Origin of the sequence: Flavobacterium sp. Root420 (assembly GCF_001427905.1) — a bacterium.
In the GTDB taxonomy this organism is placed as follows: domain Bacteria; phylum Bacteroidota; class Bacteroidia; order Flavobacteriales; family Flavobacteriaceae; genus Flavobacterium.
The window spans coordinates 101405-120981 of sequence record NZ_LMEF01000033.1 but is presented as its reverse complement, the minus strand read 5'-3'; the positions used below and the strand labels follow the sequence as shown (position 1 = coordinate 120981).

Below are 19577 nucleotides of genomic sequence, written 5' to 3'. Positions count from 1 at the left end.
TCAATACTCCACAAAAGTCCCATCAGCAGGAATTGCCGTTTTAGACAAAAGATCATTCTCTGCCAGCGCCGTTTTCAATTGCTCTCTCGTAGTCGGACAATGGTTTAAAGCTTCTAAATGATTAGCGAAGACTTTGCCAGGTGCCAATGCTGTAAATTTCAAAATATCATTCATTCGCATTAATAAAGGCTGACCGATATCTAATCTTGCCGTTCCGCAGGCGACAGTTGCGATGTCGGGTTTTAATTCAACCAAAACTTTTTGTACGTGCTCTGTGAAAATAGTATCTGAACTGATATAAATAGATTTTTCGTTGGCTAATTGAATGTAAAAACCCATTACTTTCCCCATAAATCTGGCAATAAATCCATAACCGTGAATCGCTGGGATTCCAGTTATTTTTCCATCCAGAAAAGGTTGAGATTCCCAATAATTAAAAGTTTGAGTAATGTTTAAACCTCTTTTTGATAATTCTTTTTCAATTTGTACACTGCAGGTTACCGGAATGCTTTTTCGTCTTAAAAAAACTTCGCCGGCTTTATCGATATGATCGGGATGCAAATGTGTGATGAGACAATGTGTTACTTTACTTAAAATTTCCCGACTGTTTTTTGGCAAAGAAACCATTGGATTTCGATGTGGGCTATAGCGGAAGATTGTGAAAGGTGGAATCGTCTTTCTCTTTCCCAACATCGGGTCAACTAAAATCACATGTTGCTCCGTTTCAATAACTAAAGTAGCGTTGCGTAAATGATGTAATTTCATATCATGTAAAATTAGAACTTAAAAATACGAAGATTTTTCAAATTTAATTTACAGATTTTTCTTTATTTTTAACAGAATTGTTATTATCTAAATTGAAATTTTCTAATCATTTAATGATGTTTATACAATAGAAAATCGAAACCCAATTCCGTGTAGATTTTCTATTGAAATTCCACTTTCATTAGCCAGGATTTTACGAAGTCGGGAAATAAAAACATCCAGACTTCTTCCCATAAAATAATCATCGGTTCCCCAAAGTGAGGTTAAAATTTGCTCTCTTTTTAAAACTGAGTTTTTATTATCCAAAAATAATCTCAGCAACTCGGCTTCGCGCTGTGTTAGAGTGATTTTTTCGCTTTCATTAAAAAGGATAAAATTGTTGGTGTCAAACTGATACTTTCCTATTTCATAAACTGATTTTTCTGTCGGAATACTTTTCTGTGAACGCTTTAAAAAAATTTCAACTTTCAAAAGCAATTCTTCAATACTAAAAGGCTTTACCAAATAATCGTCGGCACCCAAACGCAATCCTTTAATTCGGTCTTCTTTTAAAGTTTTGGCTGAAAGAAAGATAATTGGAATATCTGTATTTGCTTTTCTGATTTCTGTTGCCAATTCAAAACCGTCCATTTTGGGCATCATAATGTCAAAAATACAAATGTCAAACTTTTCTTTTTTAAAGGTTTCTAAACCCAGTTTTCCATCCGGACAATGAATAACTTCATAGTTATTTTGTTCCAAATTGTCTTTGGTCAAAAACGCTAAGGTTTCATCGTCTTCGGTATAAAGTATTCTGAATTGTTTCATTTTTTATAGGGAATTGACAAAGTTATAGTGATACCTTTTTCTAAGTTATTTTCGGCTTTTATTTTCCAGTTTTGAAGATTGCAGATTTCTTTTACATAATACAAACCAAGACCAAAGCCGTTTACTTCATTGCTTTTTTCGTTTTGGGCGCGATAAAACTTATCAAAGATAAGAGAAATGTTTTTAGGAGAAATACCGATTCCGTTATCGATAAAAGCGAGTTTTAAAATTTGATTTTCCAATGAAATTCGAATCGTAATATCAGGTTTATCGGTGCAATATTTTACAGCATTATCAAGCAGGTTATAAACTAAATTGCTGAAATGAAAAACATCTGTTTCAATATAATATTCTACTGAATCGGTATCAATCTTAATTGTAGCCTCAGGATATTTCATCTGAATATTTTCAATTGTTTCCTCAATAATAGGAACAATTAAAAGAGTTTCTTTTTTTAGTTCCAAAGGTGCATAATCTGCTTTTGAAATATTTAGAATCTGTTCAATATGACTGTTGAGTTTATTGCTTTGATTGATGATAATATCCGTATAAGTATGCAGTTTTTTATCTTCTTTAATCGGGTTTTGTTCAATTAAATATTTCGAAGCAATCAATATTGAAGACAAAGGCGTTTTGAATTCATGTGTCATATTATTGATGAAATCCCTTTGCAATTCAGAATATTTCTTTTGCTGTAAAAGTGTAAAAATCGAATACACATAAATCAGTAAAATCAGAATTAAAGCAATAGAAAGTATAAACCAAAAACGCATGGAACTGAATAAATAAGTTGTTTCATTTGGAAAACGAACTGCAAAATAATAAACCAGATCCTTATGTTTTGGGAAAGAAACTGCTTTCTTTTCTTTTCCTTTTTCAGATGATGAAATGTACTTTCCATACACCATTTCGTCACTTTGGCAATTGTACACTGCATATTCAAAATCGGTTGTAATATGCATTTTTTTGAATTCTGATCTTAAATAAAATTCCAAAATATCAGGTTCAAAAGCATTCTCGATGTTTACGATATAATAATCGTTAGAAATTTTTCGAACGGGATTTTGACACGATGGTTCATGATCTTTTCCATCATATAATTTTCGGGCCACTTCAAGCAAAGCAATATTGGCTTTCTGACTTAGTTTTTTCTGTTCTAAAGTAAAAGCCTCTTTGGTCCAAAGCAATTGTGCCACCAATATGCTAATGATGGCGATCAATCCTAAAAGGATAATAGTATTGAGTTTATTTATTTTCAAGAAAAGAATGTTTTTCAGAATGTAATATTAATGAAAATTATAGTTAAAAAGGGCGATTAACAAGTCGTTAACAAAGATTTGAAACCGCTTAACAGCGATTTGATTTTGTCTGAAGTACTTTTGAAATACAAATTTAGAACTATAAACCATTAAAATATAATAACTATGAAAATCATCAAAATCTCAATGTTGGCTTTGGCTTTAGGCCTAATGTCATTTTCAGCAATTGTACCGGTAAAAGTAATTGCTTCTAAAATTGAAACAACTGCTTCAACAATTGCCTGGAAAGCCGAAACTATTGATGTAGGACAAATTCCACAAGGAACACCAAAAGCAATTGTTTATGAATTTAAAAACACAGGAAAAATAGCGGTTGTAATTACAAATGTTCAGGGTTCTTGCGGTTGTACGGCAACAGATTACACAAAAGAGCCAATTTTGCCTGGTAAAACAGCTAAAGTAACTGCAACATACAATGCGGCAAACAAAGGTGCTTTTACAAAAACAGTAACGGTAACAACAAGTGCCGAAACGTCTCCAAAAATTCTTACCCTCAAAGGAACGGTAATCTAGATAAAGGTTGGTTATAAAGTAAGAACTCCAAATATGTAGTGTATTTGGAGTTTTTTTATGTCATTTTTGAAGTTGAGTTAAAATGAAATTTTGCTATGTAAAGTGAATATTATTTTTCTCGGAAAGGGTTTGTTTTTATCAAATCTTTTCTATTTTTATTAAAAATATTATTATGAAAATTTTCTACTCGCCTGTCGTTGTTGTTATTCTTTTTTTTGTTTTTTCATGTAATTCTAAATCAGAAAAAAACGAAGAAGATTTAAAAAAGACCTCAGAAAAAGTGGTCCCGGAATTAAAACTTCATATTGACAGTCTTCAAGTTTCTAAATTTTATGAAGCTTATCCAAAGTTGGTTAAATTCCAGGATGAGGTTTTGGCTTTATACAAAGAAAAAAAATCTACTCAATTATGGCTGGATAATAAAGGTGTTGTCGAATTTGGAAATACTTTATTCAATAAATACAAAGGATTAGAAGCAGAAGGTTTGAGGGCTAATTTTCCGTACAACGAAAAGATTAATGCTGTTTTTGATAATATTGCCGAAAATAAATTATCAAAAATTGATACTGATTTGATGATTTCAAACTTGTATTTTTATTATGCGCAGAAAGTTTCTGGTGTTGATGAAAAAACAGTAAAGAAACTAGAATGGCTTTTGCCTAGAAAAAAACTCGACTACAAAGTTTTTTCAGATTCAATTCATGAAAAGGCGACAATCAGCGATGATAAAAAGAGCAAAATGTTCAGTCAATATTACAAACTGAGAGATGCACTTCACCGATATAGAGAGATAGAGAAAAAAGGAGGCTGGAAAACAGTTGAGGTTGATGAGGATTTTAAAAATCTGAAGATTGGAGATTCTGTTGCTGCGATCGGACAAATTAGAGAAAGACTATTCATTACCGGCGATCTCAAAGAAAATGACAAAAGTAATGTATGTGATACTACTTTGATTAAAGCCATTAAAAACTACGAAATACATCATGGATTAACACCAAAAAATATAATTCTAAAAGAACATATTGCCGAATTAAACGTTCCGGTTTCAGATCGAATCAAAACCATTATTGTCAATATGGAGCGTTGCAGATGGATTGATCCTCAACTGGAAAAGGGCAAAGAATACATCGAAGTTAATATTCCGGAGTTTAGATTGTACCTAATTCGTGATCATGATATTGCTTTTGTTTCGCCAGTTGTGGTCGGAAAAGCGATGACCAAAACGGTTATTTTCAGCGGAATGATGAATAATATAGTTTTTAGTCCGTATTGGAATGTTCCCACAAGTATTATCAATAAGGAAATCAAACCGGGAATGGCCAAAAACAAAAATTATCTGGCACAGAAAAATCTGGAATGGAATAATGGGGCGGTGCGTCAGTTGCCGGAAAAAAACAATTCGCTTGGTTTAGTGAAGTTTTTATTTCCGAATTCAAATAATATCTATTTACACGATACACCAGCCAAAAGTTTGTTCGAAAGAGAAAACAGAGCTTTTAGTCACGGATGCGTTCGCGTTGGAAAACCTAGAGAATTGGCTATTGAACTCCTAAAACAAGATCCAAGATGGACACCGGAAAAAATAGATAAAGCGATGCACGCCGGAAAAGAAAATTGGGTCAGTCTAAAAAAGAAAGTTCCAGTTTATATAGGTTATTTTACCGCTTGGGTTGATCGTAAGGGTGAATTAAATTTCTATAAAGACGTCTATCAAAGAGATGAAAGTCTAATTAAATTATTAACGGAGGAATAAAATGCAAAAAAAAGTTTACCACAAATTTCACAAATTTCCACTAATTATTTTTTCAATCTTTGAATATAAATAATTACTAAGATTCTGATAATTAATGACTAAGGGTTAATTGATGAATGCAGTAATTTTCACGCAGATTTTGCAGATTAAAGTAGATTTAATTGGATTTTTTTTAAGCTTTCACAGTAAAAAAATCTGCGCACATCTGCTTAAATCTTTTTTAAATCTGTGTAAAAAAATAATTAGTGGAAATTTGTGTAATTTGTGGTCAAAAAGACCTAATTCGACAAAACATCAATACACTTGTAATAACGATTGGTGTAATGTTCTGTATCAAGGGAAGTAATCGTGACGCTGTTTACTTTTCCGGATGAAGCGTGAATAAATTTAGATTGCATTCCATTGGCCTCGCAAATAATTCCGAGATGGCCAATAATGGTTTTGTCTTTGTATCCGTAAAAAACTAAAATATCTCCCACTTTAAAATTTTCTGGTTTTAAGGCAGTTCCTAAATTTTTATAACTGCCGGAACTTCTTGGCAAATTGACATCAAAATGATGGAAGACATAACTGATAAACCCCGAACAGTCAAATCCTGTTTTAGGATCATTTCCCGCATATACGTAAGGCGTTCCCAAATATTTTTTAGCATAATTTACGATAGAATCCCGCTCGATATCCGTTTCCGTTTTTAGTAGTTGAATTGTTTCTGTTTTAGGTTCTTCTTTTGAAGTAAAGCAAGAACATAAGATGACTGCTGAAAATATAGGTATATAAAAGAATGATTTCATTTTAATGATGTTATTTCTATAAAGATAGCTTGTTTTTAAATAACTAAGAAGGGCTTTAAAATGGCTTTGTAAGAATAAAGAATAAAATTTACGGTTTTGATGTATTTATGTGGTGTTTTTTTATTGCATTTTGACGTTTTAGTATCTTTCTGTCTTCTTCATTTCAAATATATTTGTGAATACTATTTCTATTTAACAAATAAATTATGTTTATCAGAAAATTACCGTTTTTAATTTTGTTTTTGCTGATTTCGACTGTTTCTATTTCACAAAACACAAACACTTTTTTATATGCAGGCCGAATTGAAAAACTTCAAAATGATGCTGTTGTTTTAATTGGAACAGCGTCGTCCGTATCATTTAATTTTACAGGAAGTGAATGTTCAATTAAACTGCAAAGCGTCGATTCTTATGAGCATCATAATTATGTTGATTTAGTTTTAGACGGAAAATATATAGGGAAAATTAGAATTGAAAAAGGTGATGTACAATCTTTTCCAATAAAAGTTACTTCAAATAAAAAAGAACACCGTCTCGAAATTTATAAAAATACCGAAGCACATTCCGGAGGAATTTTATTTGCCGGAACAACCGCAAAACTGACATCAATTTCATCCAAAAAGAAAAAGAAAATCGAATTTATAGGAGATTCAATAACCTGTGCGGCAGCGAGTGATTCGGTTGATTGTGATAAAGGAGAATACATGGATCATCATAATGGTTATTATGCTTATGGACCGGTGCTTTCGAGAGCAATTGATGTTGATTATTTGGTAAGTTCTGTTTCCGGAATTGGAATGTATCGCAACTGGAATGACGAAAATAAAGAAGAACCAATAATGCCGGAAGTGTATGAGAATTTGTATTTGACAAAAGACAATTCAAAACCTAAATATGATTTTGCTTTTCAACCGAATATTATCAGCATTGCTTTAGGAACCAACGACTTTTCTGGTGGAGATGGCAAAAAAGAGCGTTTACCTTTTAATGCCGAAAAGTACGTTTCGAATTACATCAATTTTATAAAAATGTTATACAAACATAATCCGAATGCACAGATTGTGATTACAAATAGTCCAATGGTGGGCGGTGAAAGAGCGGTGGTTTTTGAAGTGTGCTTAAATAAAGTAAAAGAGGTATTTTCTGCGGATAAAACACATAAAGAAATCAAGATTTTTAAATTCAAACCGATGACGCCGAAAGGCTGTTTAGGACATCCTGATGTTGCGGATCAAAAAGTAATGGCTGATCAATATGGTCCGTTTTTAAAAAAGCTGTTAAATGAAAAATAATATATTTAAGTTTGTTTTCTTTCTGATGATTTCCACAACTATGATGGCAAACGTTTCCCTTCCGAATATTTTTGGCGACAATATGGTTTTACAACGTAATTCCGAAGTTAAAATTTGGGGTTGGGCAAATCCAAAAGAAGAAATCAAACTGGTTTCGAGCTGGAACAATCAGGAATATAAAGTCGTTGCAAACAATCAGGCACAATGGGAACTTCATATAAAAACGCCGGAAGCGGGCGGACCTTATACGATTTCAATTAAAGGATATAATGAAGTTGTCCTTAAAAACATTTTAATTGGAGAAGTCTGGGTTTGTGCCGGACAATCGAATATGGAAATGTCTGTAAGCTGGGGAATTGACAATGGCGAGGAAGAAATGAAAAACGCCACGAATCCTAACATTCGTTTTTTTACCGTTCCGAAATTAACAGCAACCACACCTCAAAATAACCTTTTAGGAAACTGGACGGAATCGACTCAGGAAACCATGAAGAACTTCAGTGCCATTGGCTACTTCTTTGCCAAACGCTTGAGAGAAGATTTAAAAAACGTACCAATCGGATTAATATCTTCGAATTGGGGAGGAACTCCGGCTGAAATCTGGATGCCGGAAGAAGTAATTCAGAATGATGCAGTTTTATTAGAAAATGCCAAAAAACTCAACGAACAAGAATATGGACCACGCCAACCCGGACGTGCGTACAATGCGATGATTTATCCTTTTGTCGGATTTAAAATTGCGGGAACGCTTTGGTATCAAGGCGAATCGAATGTTGGTTCTTTGGTTTACGACAAAACATTATCAGCTTTAATTTCCTCCTGGAGAAAAGCCTGGCAGGACGAATTTTCTTTTTATTTCGTTCAGATTGCGCCTTATAAAACCGGAAGTAACAACTTCTCAAATGTTACGGTTAGAAATTCTCAAAGAAAAATCTTAAATCAAGTTCCGAAAACGGGAATGGTCTTAACCTCTGATATTTCAGATACAATTGATATTCATCCGAAGAATAAAAAAGATGTTGGAATTCGTTTGGCCAATTTGGCTTTAGCAGAAACGTATAAAGTCAATTCTAATTTGGTAAACGGGCCACTTTTTAAAGACATTAAAATTGAAAAAAGCAAAGTTATAGTTTCGTTTGATTATGCTGACGGATTGTATTTCAAAAACAAAACTTCGAATCAATTTGAACTGGCTGGAGCCGATGGAACCTTTTATGCTGCAGAAGCTTCCATAAAAAATAATCAGGTGATTTTAACCAGCAAGAAAGTTCCAAACCCAGTGAAAGTGAGATTTGCCTGGGGAAATACGATTCAATCTGATTTGTTTAATAAAGCGCATTTGCCGGCTTCTTGTTTTGTAACGGAGTGAGAGGATTTTAGAGAATAGAACATAGAACATAGAAGATAGAGGAAAGAGTCAAGAGTAAAGATTTTAGATTTTAGATTTTTGTACATTTTTTTGTGATTCCTGTAAATGTTAGAAATTCCACAATCAAAATCGCCAATCTTTGTCGAGTCACTAGTGTGATTCCTCGTTTCTCGGAATGACAAGGTTCTTTTGAAAATAAAACATTCTCATTTACCGTAAATCGCGTGAGGGATTGAGGCGGTATCCTTTTGTGAAGTGGAACGGAGCAAAAGATATAGCCGAAAGCCCGACCCGCCTTTTTCGGCGGGACACGCCCAAAATATAAACCACTAACTAAAATGAAAAATAAAAAAATAATAACTATCGGGGTTTTTGCCCTGTTTACTGTTGGAAATATGAATGCACAAAAAAAGCCGTATCTGGATAAAAATAAAACCATTGAAGAGCGTATTGATTTGCTTTTGCCGTTGATGACTTTGGAGGAAAAGGTGGGGCAAATGAACCAATATAATGGTTTTTGGGATGTTACAGGACCGGCTCCAAAAGGCGGAACAGCCGAATTAAAATACGAACATTTGCGAAAAGGATGGGTTGGATCGATGCTAACTGTTCGTGGTGTAAAAGAAGTTCGTGCCGTACAGAAAATTGCCGTGGAAGAAACCCGTTTGGGAATTCCTCTGATTATTGGTTTTGATGTAATACATGGCTATAAAACGTTAAGCCCGATTCCGTTGGCAGAAGCCGCGAGTTGGGATTTAGAAGCCATTAAAAAATCGGCTGCAATTGCGGCGGATGAAGCTTCGGCATCTGGAATCAACTGGACTTTTGGTCCAAACGTCGATGTGGCGAACGATGCGCGCTGGGGACGTGTGATGGAAGGTGCAGGAGAAGATCCGTATTTGGGAAGCAAAATTGCGATTGCAAGAGTAAAAGGTTTTCAGGGTGAAACAATTGCCGATTTAGCTAAAGTAAATACGATTGCAGCCTGTGCAAAACACTTTGCAGCTTATGGTTATGTTGAAGCTGGACTGGAATATAACATTGTAGACATCAGCAATTCTAAATTGTATAATTCGGTTTTACCTCCTTTTGAAGCGACAGTGCAGGCTGGAGTTCGTACGTTTATGAATTCATTTAATACCTTGAATGGCGTTCCGGCGACTGGAAATACATTTTTACAAAGAGATATTTTAAAAGGAAAATGGAAATTTGACGGATTTGTGATTTCAGATTATGCTTCGATTCGTGAAATGATCGCGCATGGTTATGCAAAAGACGAAGCCGATGCCACTGCAAAAGCGGTAAATGCCGGTTCTGATATGGATATGGAATCGTATTTGTATGTGGCGAAATTGACTGGTTTGGTGAAAGAAGGAAAAGTAAAAGAAGCTTTGGTTGATGATGCTGTTCGCCGAATTTTACGTGTGAAATTTGAATTAGGTTTGTTTGATGACCCGTATAGATATTGCGATGAAAAACGTGAAAAAGCAACTATTGGAAATAAAGCGAACAACGATGGTGTTTTAGACATGGCGAAGAAGTCAATCGTATTATTAAAAAATGATAAAAACTTATTGCCGCTGAAAAAATCCGGGCAAAAAATCGCTTTGATTGGCGCTTTGGCAAACGATAAAAACAGTCCGTTGGGAAGCTGGAGAATTGCAGCAGATGATAATTCGGCTGTTTCAGTTTTAGAAGGAATGCAGCAATATAAAGACAATCAATTAGTATTTGAAAAAGGAGCGGATTTACTATCACAAAAAGCTACTTTTTTGACGGAAACTGTTTTCAATACAACAGATAAAAGTAGTTTTGAAGCTGCAAAAACAGCAGCAAAAAACGCCGATGTTGTAGTCATGGTTTTAGGAGAATACGGTTTTCAGAGTGGGGAAGGACGAAGTAGAACCGATCTTAATTTACCTGGATTACAGCAAGAGTTGTTAGAAGAAATTTACAAAGTAAATCCAAATGTAGTTTTGGTTTTAAATAATGGTCGCCCACTAAGTATTCCGTGGGCTGCAGAAAATGTTCCTGCGATTGTTGAAGCCTGGCATTTAGGAACTCAAACAGGAAATGCTGTGGCACAGGTTTTATACGGAGATTATAACCCAAGCGGAAAATTGCCAATGTCTTTCCCAAGAAATGTGGGTCAGGTTCCAATTTATTACAACAAATACAGTACAGGAAGACCAATTGACAGTGATAAAAACGTGTTTTGGTCGCATTATATGGATGTAGAAAAAACGCCTCAATTTCCGTTTGGATTTGGTTTGAGTTACACGAAATTCGATTATAAAAATCTGAAAGTAAACAAAACCTCTTTTGCAAAAGGTGAAAATGTGCAAATTACTGCTGAGGTAACTAACTCAGGAAATTATGACGGAAAAGAAGTCGCACAATTGTATATTCATGATGAATTTGCCAGTATCGTTCGCCCGATTAAAGAATTAAAAGGTTTTGAATTAGTGAATTTGAAAAAAGGTGAAACCAAAACCGTAACTTTTACTTTAACGAATAAGGAACTTGGTTTTTATGATAACGAAGGGAATTATTTAGTGGAAGAAGGGACTTTTAAAATTATGGTTGGAGGAAGTTCTGACAAAGGTTTAGAGAGTGGCTTTGAGATAAAATAATAATTTGCCACGAAGGCACTAAGACACGAAGTTTTTAATTTCAAAGTAGCAAAGTTTTTTCGCCACGAATTCACGAATGAATTGTTTGAAAATTTGTGAATTCGTGGCGGTTTCTTTTTTTTCTCGCAGATTTAGCAGATTCGGCAGATTTTTTTTATCTCCTAAATCTGCAAAATCTGCGAGAGTTTTTTTTCGCCACGAATTCACAAATTTTTTTGCATAGCCCCTAGTTTTAGCCAGGGGAATAAGTTTTAAGTAGAAGGGGCTTTAGCCAAACTATCAAAGTTTGGCTAAAGCCCCTTCTTACAGATTTATAGTCCATCCAGCTAAAGCCGGACGCTATTGAATCTTAAAATTCAAAAAAAACTTTGCTCCCGAAGCCTCGGGATCGCGTCTTCGCGAGATTAAAAAAATACAGCTTTATTTATTACTTTTTTTTACCTTTAAAATCTATTAAACGACAACCTTAAAAGAATATAATGAAATATAACAGATGTGGAAAAAGCGGGTTATTGTTGCCTGAAATTTCTTTGGGATTATGGCATAACTTCGGATCGGTGGATAATTTTGATAATGCCGAAAGTATTGCCGTTGAAGCTTTTGATAAAGGAATTACGCATTTTGATTTAGCTAATAATTACGGTCCGGTTCCGGGTTCTGCGGAAACCAATTTTGGTAAAATTTTGTGGCATAATTTTCAGGGAAATTTGCGTGATGAAATCATTATTTCGACCAAAGCCGGTTATACTATGTGGGATGGTCCTTATGGAGACTGGGGTTCAAGAAAATATTTATTGTCGAGTTTAGACCAGAGTTTAAAGAGAATGAAAGTTGATTACGTTGATATTTTTTATTCGCATCGTCCGGATCCTGAAACTCCGATTGAAGAAACCATGATGGCTCTAGATTATGCGGTAAGAAGCGGAAAAGCATTGTATGTTGGAATCAGTAATTATTCGGCGGAGCAGACTAGAGTTGCGGTTGATGTTCTAAAACAATTAGGTACGCCATGTTTGATTCATCAGGCGAAATATTCGATGTTGGAACGTTGGGTTGAAAATGGTTTGTTGGATGTTTTAGAAGAAAAAGGAGTAGGGTGTATTGCTTTTTCGCCTTTGGCACAAGGACTTTTAACCGATAAATACCTAAACGGAATTCCGGAGAACTCAAGAGCGCACAATCCAAACGGACATTTAAAAGAAAATGAAGTTACCGCAGAAAGAATTCAGAAGTTAGTTCAGCTGAATGAAATTGCTCAAAATAGAAACCAATCTTTGGCACAAATGGCTTTGGCCTGGCTGCAAAAAGACAAACGAATTACTTCGGTTTTAATTGGCGCAAGCTCTGTAAAACAATTATGTAATAATATTGATTGTTTGCAAAATACTGCGTTTACAACAGATGAGTTGAATGCGATTGAAAAGATTTTATTGTGAAATGTAATTTGTGAAATGTGAAATAATAAAAAATGGGACAATTTGTCCCATTTTTTATTTTATAATCATCGCCAATCCACCGCCGGATGCCAATCTATATTTCAATTTCGTTGTTGAATCAACTGTAATAATTTCTCTTTTATAATCTACCGCCGATTTATCGGCGTTTATCCCATCTGAGAAAATTTCAGCCTGGAATTTTTTACCTTTTTCAAGAAAAGAAAAATCAATAGTAATTTCTCTAGAATCCCAATTGGTAATGGCACCTAAATACCAGATATTTGCTTTTCTGCGAGTGATTGCAACAAATTTTCCAACTTCACCATCTAAGGCAACTGTTTCATCAAAAGTGGTCGGAATTTTAGCAATAAAATCCGTGCTTTCCTGTTCCTTCATATAAGCAGTGGGACTATCAGCCATCATTTGCAGAGGTGCTTCAAAAATAGTGTAAAGTGCCAATTGATGACATCTGGTTCCCTGACTTACAGGATTCGAATTGCTAGGTTTGAATTCGGTTTTCGTAGCATTTCGCATGGCACCGGGTGTATAATCCATCGGGCCTGCCATCATTCTGATAAAAGGAATCGTACAATCGTATAACGGAACATCATCATTTGGTGTCCATTTATTGTTTTCTAGTCCTTTTACACCTTCAAAATTGAGAATATTTGGATAGGTTTTCTGAATGCCGGTTGGTTTGTACATGCCGTGAAAATCCAATAGCAATTTATATTTAGCGGCTTTTTCAGCAATAGTATAAACTGAATTCACCATTTTAGCATCATCACGATCAATAAAATCAACTTTAAATCCTTTGATTCCGAGTTTCGAATAATTCTCAAAAATACCTTCTATATTTTCATTCAATGCCATCCAGGAACTCCACAAAATAATGCCAACGTTTCGTTCTTTTGCATAGGCGATTAAAGCTTCCAAATCCACATTCGGATTGTGTTTCATGATATCGGTTTCTACACTCCAGCCTTCATCCAAAACCACATATTCCACTTTGTTTTTTGAGGCAAAATCAATGTAATATTTATAGGTTTGCGTATTAATTCCGGCTTTAAAATCGACGTTATAGATATTCCAGTCGTTCCACCAGTCCCAGGCTACTTTTCCGGGTTTGATCCATGAAATGTCTTTTATTTTGGATGGTTCAGAGAGTTTCTGAACCATATCATTGTTGGCTAATTCGGCATCATTTTCAGAGATCACAATAATTCTCCACGGAAAATTTCGGGTTCCTTTGGTTTTAACCAAATAATCAGCTCGTTCCGTAATTAACTTGTTGAGGTTATTAAAACCGCCATTGGTTTCTTTTACTGGATATTTTGAAAATCTAGATTCAAAACCAGATTTTGATTTATTATTCGTCACAAACAATCCCGGATAATCTTCCACATTCGCTTCCAGGAAAACGGCTTTTTTGTGATTTTTATAATCAATTAAAAAGGGTAAAAAAGCCAAAGTATCTTTTGCAAATTCACTTATTTTCTTGTTTTCATAATGTGATTCAAAAGAAGAAATATAAGGATCTTTCGGATTTCTTAAATCACGGACATACGGCATCAAAGTGTTGTAATCAGAATCAAAATTCAAAATAACTTCTTCGTTTTTTACTGTAATATCCTTTTTCTTTTTAATTATAAATCGATATGCAACACCATCGTCAAAAGCCCGATATTCAATACTGAAATCATTTTTAAAATTTAAAGTCAGCTGATTGTATTTATTCTGAATCGATTTCTTTTTATAAAACGGAGATTCAAATGAATTATCAACACTTTCTTTTTTTGAATTTAAAACGACTGGATCTTTTCCTAAAATAACATTTTCATCCAAAGTCACAGACATTTCAGAAGGAGTCAAAATCAAATCCTTTTCATGTGAAATTGTCCAACTTATTTTATCATTAACCAAAATTTTAATTTCAATTTTTCCATTAGGAGATTTCAAAATTAAATCTTGTTTCTTTTGTGAAAAAGAAAGATTTACAAAAACGAAACAAAAAAGAATAAAGATTTTTTTCATACTGGAATGTTTTTTAAACCATATAAGTGATATATGTTCATTTAAATATAGCTCAAAGTTAGCTTATATGATTTAGAAAATATAAGTTTAATATTGAGCAAAGTTCAGCTTATAATCTCTTAGATGAACTTATATGGTTTAATTTTTTTTCAGTTGGTTGTTATATTTTTTTACAATATCCAAAGTCGATTTATCCGAAGAAAAAACCGAATTCAATCCTTGTGGTTCCTGCGGAGGATCAGTCGTCAAAGGATCTCCGGGACTCCATTTTCCACTTTCATTAACTGCTTTTCCTTCACCGCCAAATCCCCAGAAATTGGCTCCCTGCAACGGGCCATTATTTTTAACACTTTGAGCAACTCGACCAAAAATATAATTGTAGAAAAGATCTCTGTTTGCTACTGATGCGGTAGGAAGTAAACTTTCATTTTCTCTCCCTAAACCAAATTCTTCAATGATAATGGGGCGTTTTAAATGATTGGCAACAGCCACATGTTTGTCAATATATTTTCCGGCATTTTCGAGTGTTGTTGGTAATGTTTTCTCCGGATTATCTGCTTTGAACCATCCCCAGTTTTTCGGCCAGATGTGCATCGTCAAATAATCAATATTCGGATTTTGATGTGTTCTCTCAAAAATTCCAATATCATCATTCGAGCTATTCAATCCTTCAGAACCAGTCGAAATCAAATGATTTTTATCCAGACTGTCCATTAAATTCACAATATTATTGAGCCAAACCGTAAATTTTGCTTCATTTTCAACTGTAAAAAGCCTCGGTTCATTTCCAACTTGCCACGCCATAATCGTATTATCGTCCGTATATTTTTTATGAGAGTAGGCATTTGTTCTTCCCATAATAAATTTCACGTGATTTTCTAAAGCCTGCATACAAGGATCACAACTATGAAATTTTTCTGTATAGGACATAAACTGTGGCCAGGTATTGGGTGCAATTCCCGGAACCGGAATCGGGCCTTTGCCATTCCACTCCAAATATTGCGACATTCCCCCAGACCATTCCCAGTTGTTTGTCAGGTACAAAACCGCATACATTTTACGTTTATGCATTTCATTCATCAGGAAATCCAATCCGTCAAGCAAATCTTCATCATATTTTCCTTGCTCATATTGCAACGCTGGACGAACGGTAAAATCGTATTTTCCGCCGTCACCACCCACCAAAACTCGAAGATTGTCAATGCCATTTTTCTGCATTAAATCGAGTTCTCGTAAAAGTCTTTTTCGGTCACCGATTTTTTTCGACGCCAATAAACTTCCGTACCAATAATTCGTTCCAATGTACGCGTACGGTTTATCGCCTTTGTAAAATTGCGTTCCTTTTACGGTAATTCTTGGTTGTTCCTGAGCCTGGCAACTAAAGTTTACCACACATAAGGCAAGAAGTACTAATTTTGAAATTGAATTTTTCATTCTTATTAAATTGATAATTTTAATTTATTTTTTTTCAATAACCACAAAAACCGAAGATCTTGCGGGTAAGGTTACATTTGTTCCATTTGTTATCAAGGAAGAAAAAGGCTTAATAGTGGCATAATTTGTTGGTCCGCCTGCTGTCAAGGTTGGCCCGTTTCCGTTAATGATTACTTTTCTTGAGAATTCTCCATTATCAGTATCGCCAATTAAAGTATACCAAAACATTCTTTTACCTGTCAGGAAGTTATTCAATTTTAACTTTATATTTATTGAAGTAGTTGCTTTATTTACAAAGGCCAAACCTATTTTTCCGTCAGAAAATGAGGAAGCATATACTTCGTAATTTTCATTGGTATCTTTACTGGCTTCGATTAAACGATCTCCCATGTATTTTTGAAAATAATACATATGATAAAATGCCGGACGGGGATTTCCTTTGGGAATATTAGGCTCATCTCCGTTGCTAAACATTCCGTGGTCATCTCCATTTGCCCAGCCGTTTGCTAAATCCCAACGTGCTGCAAGGCCAATTTTGTTTTTTAAAACTTCTCCTAAAATCAAGACGGCGTGCATTCCGTTGATGTGTGATACTTGCTGTTTGCTTCCGATTGAGAAAATATTCCATTCATCTAAAGCAAAAGGTTTAATTTCATTACTGGTAGATATCAATGCATTTTTGCAAAAAGTCATCATGTCGGCCGTTACTTTTTTAGGAGTTTCTAAGATTTCAGCTGCAGGGGCATTTGTATTGTAGTTGGTATAGTAATTATGAATTACATAATAATCAGCTTTGTTTTCAATGTTTTTAAGCAGTTTGTCATTCCAGGTTTTATAACAATCCGGCAGATAACTTGCAGGGGAGATTTCGACCATTATGGCACCAATTTTAATATTTGAATTTCCAACCGCAGCTGCAGCTTTTCGCATTGCATCGGCAATTATTTTAAAGTGTTGCGCGTATAATTGGCCATTTAATAATTCAGGTTGTCCATCTTTATTGTTGGCTGTATTGATTCTGTAACTTGCTTCCCAATCGGCATAAACTTCATTTCCAATTTCCCAATATTGTGTTCTTCCCTTGTCGTACGTTACCCAGTCAGCTGCTAATTTTGCAGCATCTGCAACAGGATTTGCGCCTGTTCCATATCTTGCATAACCGTAGTTAATGGTAATAATTCCTTTACTGTTCGTGGATTGTAAAAGCTGATAATAATTATCTAATGAAATGGTCCAGTCTTCATCATTTTTTCCGAACCAGAAACCAGAATTTTCTTCCGTTCCATCAGCCTTCATTAATTTTGAAGGTGCTGTTGAGGGAGTACTGTTTGCATTCCAAAAATAGATATCACTAATGCTTCCGCCAGGAAATCTAATAATATTTGGTTTTAGATTTGAGATGTCAGTTACTAAAGGCGTATTTGTAATTAATTTACCCGACCATAAATTGGCGTTATTTCCGTAGATTGAAGAGGGAATTTTTGTTATTACGTTAGCATAATCAACAGTTACAGTTGAATTTGTTGCTTCAGGAATAGTTGCATCTGTAAAGCTTGCTGGAGAAGTAAAGTTTTTAGCTGCCCAATTATCCAGAAAAAAACCAATAGTATTTGCTGTAGCAGGATCTATTTGTTCTTTTATTACAGGATCTTCGGGGGTTGGAGTTTGATCAGTGGAGTTTTCATCTGATTTTGAGCAGGAGCATTGCAACAAAATAATTGTAAATGCTATAAGAGTTAATTTTTTCATCTTGACTATTTTAATGGTTTATGCATTTTTAAGCAAAGAATTTACTAATGCTGATTTTATTTTTTGTTGTAAATGTTTTGAAAATAACCTGGTTGAAATAGATATATTTGTAATAGTAGTCTTTTCGGATGTTCCAAACATAACTATTTGTATTCAAAGCAGGCTATTTCCTATCCGTTTCAATCTTTTGTGCCGAACCCAGATACAAAAGGATTTCCATTTCTATCAGGTCTAGGAGTTTACGGCTTGTAAGATGTTTTTTTTTTTTCAATTTTTCACAAATTTTTCATTTAGACGAAGGAGAAATCACACTAGAAATTTCGGAATCAAATTCGTCGATCTTTGCCGATTCACGAGTGTGATTCCTCGTTTCTCGGAATGACAAAAAAATAAGAATAAATCCGCCCAAATTCGCGTGCCATTTCCCAGTAAATTACTTCGGCAATTCATACATCTTCGGCAAAGAATTCAGTAATGCCGATTTTGGTTTTTCTGTGAACGTTTTAAAATCAGCTGCATTTGATACAGAACCATTCGGTACAAAATATGCCTCTTTACTATTTGTCCAAAACATTACATAACTTATTGAAATAAGAGGGACATCAAGTGTAGGATGATCATTTAACGCTGTGTATAAATAATTAGAAAACCAATCTGTAATAGGCGGAGTTGTTGCTGTAACCTGGTATCCTGTTTCGGTCAATGCCGCAATTTTAACTTTGGTATAAGCTAAAGTCGATATCAGTTTTAATTTTAAATTGGCATTTTTGGCACCAGTAAGGCCTTGATTGTTGAAGTCGCCGTAATTGTCCATTCCTAAAACATCAACATAGGCATCTCCGGGATATCGGCTTAAATAAGATTCGGCTGTCGAATAAGAGTTATCCGGCGAAAACGCATACAAAACATTATGAACACCTTTTGTGTTTTTTAAATAGTCAACTGTAAATTTATAGGCAGTTTTGTATTCTTCGGGCGTACAAAAATTAGCACCCCACCAAAACCAGCTTCCGTCAAATTCATGAAAAGGCCTGAAGATTATCGGAATCAATTCTCCTTTTGAACCTTTTAGATTTAAAAATACGCTGGCCACTTTATCCAGTTTTTTCTTGTACCATTCGTGATTTGCTCCGCCAGGTAAAATACTTTTAAAAGCAGTGTTTTTTTGTGTCGATGTCATATCAGATGCATAAAAAGAATCTTCATTATTAGGTTCTCTTAAATGCCAGCTAAAAGTATTTACAATACCTTTGGCGTAAGCAAGTTTCACATCAGCTATAGTTTTTGTTTCCTGTTGATAAAACCAGTTATCAGCCTGATTATTATTGTTTTTATCTGTAATAAATATGAAATCAGAACCTAAAACGGCTGGATCAAAGCCTGTATTTTTCTTAATGTCAGATTCTCCTGCCGCATCCTGATAAAAATTATTAAAAGCATCCTGTTGTCCAATAGCAACTTTGGATTCACCTAGTTTTTTTAAATTATAAAATAAAGCTACAGTTTCTGCAGTGGCACCTTTATCTACAATAAATTTTGTTACGTTTTGAGCGGTTATTTTAGTATCGTCTACGGGATTTGGGTCGATCTTTTCAGGGCCTGATTCATTATCCGATGAACAATTCACCAATGTTAAAATCGACAAACTTAAAAATGCTATTTTGAGAAATGTTGTTTTCATT

General features: G+C 34.5%; 14 protein-coding genes. 6 read left to right on the top strand and 8 right to left on the bottom strand.

Annotated features, from left to right (window positions below; genetic code table 11):
• The 3 genes from ASC72_RS22255 to ASC72_RS22245 form a co-directional block, all read right to left on the bottom strand.
• The gene (locus ASC72_RS22255; protein ID WP_056196199.1) at window positions 1-765 is read right to left on the bottom strand and encodes an MBL fold metallo-hydrolase; all 765 of its coding nucleotides are present in this window, start codon (window positions 763-765) and stop codon (window positions 1-3) included.
• A gap of 120 nt (window positions 766-885) precedes the next feature.
• The gene (locus ASC72_RS22250) at window positions 886-1572 is read right to left on the bottom strand and encodes a response regulator transcription factor (protein WP_056196197.1); all 687 of its coding nucleotides are present in this window, start codon (window positions 1570-1572) and stop codon (window positions 886-888) included.
• A complete protein-coding gene (locus ASC72_RS22245) occupies window positions 1569-2831 on the bottom strand; it encodes a sensor histidine kinase KdpD (RefSeq protein ID WP_056196194.1) in 1263 nt (420 codons plus the stop codon). The genes ASC72_RS22250 and ASC72_RS22245 overlap by 4 nt, the downstream gene beginning before the upstream one ends.
• Window positions 2832-2996: 165 nt before the next feature.
• Here ASC72_RS22245 and ASC72_RS22240 point away from each other — a divergent pair, with 165 nt between their 5' ends.
• Window positions 2997-3404: a DUF1573 domain-containing protein gene (locus tag ASC72_RS22240; protein ID WP_056196191.1), complete on the top strand. Its 408-nt coding sequence runs from the start codon at window positions 2997-2999 to the stop codon at window positions 3402-3404.
• A gap of 172 nt (window positions 3405-3576) precedes the next feature.
• Entirely contained in the window at window positions 3577-5157 is a 1581-nt protein-coding gene (locus tag ASC72_RS22235; protein WP_056196189.1) for a murein L,D-transpeptidase, read from the top strand.
• A 278-nt stretch (window positions 5158-5435) separates the two neighbouring features.
• On the opposite strand, the gene ASC72_RS22230 is transcribed toward ASC72_RS22235, so the two are convergent.
• Window positions 5436-5948: a C40 family peptidase gene (locus ASC72_RS22230; protein ID WP_056196186.1), complete on the bottom strand. Its 513-nt coding sequence runs from the start codon at window positions 5946-5948 to the stop codon at window positions 5436-5438.
• Window positions 5949-6154: 206 nt separating this feature from the next.
• Between ASC72_RS22230 and ASC72_RS22225 the strand changes: the two genes are divergently transcribed.
• The 4 genes from ASC72_RS22225 to ASC72_RS22210 all read left to right on the top strand — a co-directional run bounded on the left by ASC72_RS22225 (window position 6155) and on the right by ASC72_RS22210 (window position 12678).
• On the top strand, window positions 6155-7240 hold the full coding sequence (locus tag ASC72_RS22225; RefSeq protein ID WP_056196183.1) for an SGNH/GDSL hydrolase family protein: 1086 nt from the start codon (window positions 6155-6157) through the stop codon (window positions 7238-7240).
• Window positions 7230-8609, top strand: coding sequence for a sialate O-acetylesterase (locus tag ASC72_RS22220; protein WP_056196181.1), 1380 nt, complete (start codon window positions 7230-7232; stop codon window positions 8607-8609). The genes ASC72_RS22225 and ASC72_RS22220 overlap by 11 nt, the downstream gene beginning before the upstream one ends.
• A gap of 338 nt (window positions 8610-8947) precedes the next feature.
• Window positions 8948-11242 carry a beta-glucosidase BglX gene (gene bglX / locus ASC72_RS22215; protein ID WP_056196179.1) on the top strand — a complete coding sequence of 765 codons (2295 nt, stop codon included), beginning with the start codon at window positions 8948-8950 and terminating at the stop codon, window positions 11240-11242.
• A gap of 479 nt (window positions 11243-11721) precedes the next feature.
• Window positions 11722-12678 carry an aldo/keto reductase gene (locus ASC72_RS22210; RefSeq protein WP_056196177.1) on the top strand — a complete coding sequence of 319 codons (957 nt, stop codon included), beginning with the start codon at window positions 11722-11724 and terminating at the stop codon, window positions 12676-12678.
• A gap of 54 nt (window positions 12679-12732) precedes the next feature.
• Here ASC72_RS22210 and ASC72_RS22205 read toward each other — a convergent pair whose 3' ends face one another.
• The 4 genes from ASC72_RS22205 to ASC72_RS22190 form a co-directional block, all read right to left on the bottom strand.
• Window positions 12733-14712, bottom strand: a complete 1980-nt coding sequence (locus ASC72_RS22205) for a glycoside hydrolase family 97 protein (protein WP_056196173.1) — start codon at window positions 14710-14712, stop codon at window positions 12733-12735.
• A 138-nt stretch (window positions 14713-14850) separates the two neighbouring features.
• On the bottom strand, window positions 14851-16146 hold the full coding sequence (locus tag ASC72_RS22200; RefSeq protein WP_056196170.1) for a cellulase family glycosylhydrolase: 1296 nt from the start codon (window positions 16144-16146) through the stop codon (window positions 14851-14853).
• Between the two features lie 24 nt (window positions 16147-16170).
• On the bottom strand, window positions 16171-17895 hold the full coding sequence (locus ASC72_RS22195; protein ID WP_056196168.1) for a hypothetical protein: 1725 nt from the start codon (window positions 17893-17895) through the stop codon (window positions 16171-16173).
• 433 nt (window positions 17896-18328) lie between these two features.
• Entirely contained in the window at window positions 18329-19576 is a 1248-nt protein-coding gene (locus ASC72_RS22190; RefSeq protein ID WP_056196165.1) for a glycoside hydrolase family 26 protein, read from the bottom strand.
• Window position 19577 lies beyond the last annotated feature (1 nt).